Source organism: Rhodocyclus purpureus (genome assembly GCF_016653115.1).
In the GTDB taxonomy this organism is placed as follows: Bacteria; Pseudomonadota; Gammaproteobacteria; order Burkholderiales; family Rhodocyclaceae; genus Rhodocyclus; species Rhodocyclus purpureus.
Map to the genome: position 1 here is coordinate 35196 of NZ_NHRX01000055.1, position 3364 is coordinate 38559.

Annotated in this window: 3 protein-coding genes and 2 tRNA genes; 4 read left to right on the forward strand and 1 reads right to left on the reverse strand. The window is 64.7% G+C overall.

What is annotated here, in order from left to right:
* Window positions 1–28 precede the first annotated feature (28 nt).
* The 4 genes from CCR84_RS11000 (at window position 29) to CCR84_RS11015 (ending at window position 2709) form a co-directional block, all read left to right on the forward strand.
* A tRNA-Glu gene (locus CCR84_RS11000) sits at window positions 29–104 on the forward strand.
* Between the two features lie 59 nt (window positions 105–163).
* Window positions 164–240 (forward strand) — tRNA-Asp (locus CCR84_RS11005).
* Between the two features lie 127 nt (window positions 241–367).
* Window positions 368–1609: a branched-chain amino acid ABC transporter substrate-binding protein gene (locus CCR84_RS11010; protein ID WP_201212197.1), complete on the forward strand. Its 1242-nt coding sequence runs from the start codon at window positions 368–370 to the stop codon at window positions 1607–1609.
* A gap of 26 nt (window positions 1610–1635) precedes the next feature.
* Window positions 1636–2709: an outer membrane lipoprotein gene (locus CCR84_RS11015; protein WP_201212199.1), complete on the forward strand. Its 1074-nt coding sequence runs from the start codon at window positions 1636–1638 to the stop codon at window positions 2707–2709.
* Between the two features lie 164 nt (window positions 2710–2873).
* On the opposite strand, the gene CCR84_RS11020 is transcribed toward CCR84_RS11015, so the two are convergent.
* A complete protein-coding gene (locus CCR84_RS11020; RefSeq protein ID WP_201212201.1) occupies window positions 2874–3119 on the reverse strand; it encodes an acyl carrier protein in 246 nt (81 codons plus the stop codon).
* Window positions 3120–3364 lie beyond the last annotated feature (245 nt).

The window sequence follows — 3364 nt, forward strand, 5'->3', positions numbered from 1 at the left end:
ACTGTAGGTAGTAAGCAGCATCGTTCAGGTCCCCATCGTCTAGAGGCCTAGGACACCGCCCTTTCACGGCGATAACCGGGGTTCGAATCCCCGTGGGGACGCCAGTTTCGAGTGACGCCGAAACTGTGGAACACAATAGCGGTCCGCAAGGACCGGCCACTGCGGAGTGGTAGTTCAGTCGGTTAGAATACCGGCCTGTCACGCCGGGGGTCGCGGGTTCGAGTCCCGTCCACTCCGCCACGAATTCAAGACGCCAGTTTTCGACCTGATCATCAGGCAAGGAAAACTGGCGTTTTTGTTTGCGCTTGACAGTTCCGGTAGCGCCCCAGAGAATGACATTCTACTAAATCCGTCGCGGAGGATGCGCATGTCGAACGCTCGTTTCCCCGGAATCATGCTGACCCTGGTGGCGTCACTGGCGCTCGTCGCCTGTGGCAAGGAGGAGCAGAAGGCGCCCGCAGCGCCGCCGGCCCCTGCCGCCAAACCCGAGATCACTGTCAGCCTCGGGCACGTCGCACCGCTGACCGGGGCGCTGGCACACCTCGGCCAGGACAACGAGAACGCTGCCCGCATGGCGATCGACGACCTGAATTCGCGGAAGCTCGAGATCGGCGGCGCCGTCGTCACCTTCAAGCTGGTCAACGAAGACGATGCGGGCGATCCGGAACAGGCAGCAAAGGTCGCCGCGAAGCTGGTCGGCGAGAAGGTCAATGGGGTCATCGGCCACCTGAGCTCGGGGACCACGCTCGCAGCGTCCACGGTGTATGCCGAGGCGGGGATTCCCCAGGTCACGGGTTCGGCCACGAATCCCGGCTTCACCCAGCAAGGTTTCAGGACCACTTTCCGCACCCTGGCCAACGACGTGCAGCAGGCGAAGGCGCTCGCCGAATTCACCCGGCAACGGGGCGCCAGGACGGTCGAGGTGATCGACGACCAGACCCTGGCCGGTCAGGGGCAGGCCGAGGAATACAGGAAGGCCGTCGCGGCACTCGGGATCAAGGTGGTGGCGAGCGCTTCCGTATCCGCCGACAGCACCGACTTCAGGCCGGCGCTGGTGAAGCTCAAGGCGAAGCAGCCGGACATCGTCCTGTTCGCGGGGATGGACGTCCAGGCGGCAACCTTCCTGCAGCAACTGCGCGCGGCGAAACTGAAGACCCGCTTCCTCACGCCCGACGGCGCCTGTACGCCCGAATTCGTCAGGCTCGCCGGCGAGGTCGCCGAAGGGCAGTTCTGCTCGCTGCCCGGCCAGCCGCTCGAAACGACGCCCCAGGGTACCGATTTCAAGGCGCGCTACGCCGCCAGGTACGGCCAGGACGTCCAGCTTTACGCGCCCTACGTTTACGACGCGGTGATGGTTCTCGCCGACGCGATGCAGCGTGCCAACTCGGTGGATGCGGAGAAGTATCTCGCCGAGCTGCCGAAGACGCGCCATCCGGGCGTGAGCGCGACGATCGAGTTCGACGAGCATGGCGACCTCAAGGACGGCGCGGTTTCCGTGTTCGAGGTCAAGGAAGGCAAGCTCGCCCATGTCGCGACCTTCGGCGCCAGCGCGCCGGCGGAAACCCCAGCGGCACCTGCTGCAAGCGGCGCAGCTGTCGAGGCGAAATGAGCAGCCAAGCGCAAGGAGGCAAGCAAATGCACATCTTCCCCCGCTTGTTCGTGAGCCTGGCGATCCTGACGCTGCCCCTGGCGCCGACCCAGGCGCAGGCACAGTCGCCGGCGGCCGCAATGCTTGCCGCCCCGAAAATCGCCGGCTTCGACGTGAAGCCGGTGGCCCAGCCGACACCCGGCAACGAGTTGTTCTTCACCCTGTACGGCAGTCCCGGCGGCATTGCCACGGTCAGGATCGACGGCGCAACGGGCACGGTGACGCTCGACGAGAACGAGGTCGGTGTCTATGAGGGCAGCTACACGATCAGGAAGCGCGACCGGATCAGCGCGCAAAGCAAGGCGACCGCCAATTTGCGCCTGGGCAACCAGGTGGCCAGCGCCATCCTCGACGATCCTGTCGTCACCGCCAGCAAGAAGCCACTTGCGGAGAGTGCCGCGGCGGGGACTCCGCACATCGACGAGTTCAGGGTCGAGGCCCCGTCCAGCCTCGAGGCCGGGGAGGAGATCAAGCTGACGATGTCCGGTACGCCGGGCGGGCAAGCCAGTGCCACCATCACCGGTATCCAGGGAAAGATCCGGCTCGAAGAAGTCCACAGCGGCGAGTACGCCGGCGACTACACGATCAGGAGCCGTGACCGGCTCGACGCGCGTGCCAGGGTGACCGGCAAGTTGCGCGTCGGCGATCGCGAAGCCAGTTCCCTGCTCAGCAACTCCCTGCAGGGCGGCGCGGCGAGGTCGGGTAGCGCGCGGGCTGCCGCCGTCTGCGCCAATTGCGGCGTGATCGAAGCGGTGAACCTGGTCGAGGTCAAGGGAGAAGGAAGCTATCTCGGCATGATTGCCGGCGGCGTCGCCGGTGCCCTGCTCGGCAGCCAGATCGGCAGCGGCCGCGGCACCACCGTGGCCGAGGTCGCCGGCGCCGTCGGCGGCGCCTACGCCGGCCAGGAAATCGAGAAGAGGATGAAGGCCAAGCAGCATTACGAGGTCCATGTCCGTCTCGACAACGGCGGAACCCGGATCGTCTCGTATGCGGAAAGACCCGACCTCGCCGTCGGCGCCAGGGTCAGGGTGGAAGACGGCAGCGTGATTGTCGTCCAGTAGCGATAGCCGCAGCTCGGGGCCCTCTTCAACCACGAAAAACACGAACGCCACGAAATGAAACAGAGGGTTGCAGCCGTTTGCTCTGCAATCCATCGGCTTATGCCTGCCTGCGTCCAATCGAATAAATGGTTTCGTGCATTTCGTGGCCAAGTGCTTTTCCGGGTTCAACGTCCCCTGGCCGACAGATAGCGGACCACGTCGTTCAGGGTCACCAGCTTCGCGTAATCGGCTTCGGGGATCTCCACCGCCAGCCGCTCGTCGAGCGCGATCAGGAAATTGAGCCAGTCCATCGAGTCGAGATCGACCTGCTTGCGCAGCGGCCTGGCGGCATCGAGTTCGTCTGCCGCGACCTCGGGCGCGATGCGCATCAGCGTGTCGACGACGATCGCGCGCAGTTCGTTCTCTTCCATGGTCATCTCCTTCAGTTCGCTGCTTGTTCGTCCAGGCCCTTTGCTTCACTCCCCGAAATTGGCGCACATTCGCGGCTGCCGCCGCTCCCACGAAAAACGCTCACGGCAACGTCCTGTCGATAGGGGTCGAGAAGGGGCAAGCCCCTCCCCGCCCTCCGAACCGTACGTGCAGTTTTCCCGCATACGGCTCTCCAGTCGGTGATTGTCCTCATCGGGATTGTCTCGCAGCAAGCCAAGCTGTGTGC

Bases quoted from the DNA above. Each gene is read 5' to 3' on its own strand.
- CCR84_RS11010 (WP_201212197.1), top strand. From the start codon at position 368: ATGTCGAACGCTCGTTTCCCCGGAATCATGCTGACCCTGGTGGCGTCA.
- CCR84_RS11015 (WP_201212199.1), top strand. From the start codon at position 1,636: ATGCACATCTTCCCCCGCTTGTTCGTGAGCCTGGCGATCCTGACGCTG.
- CCR84_RS11020 (WP_201212201.1), bottom strand. From the start codon at position 3,119: ATGGAAGAGAACGAACTGCGCGCGATCGTCGTCGACACGCTGATGCGC.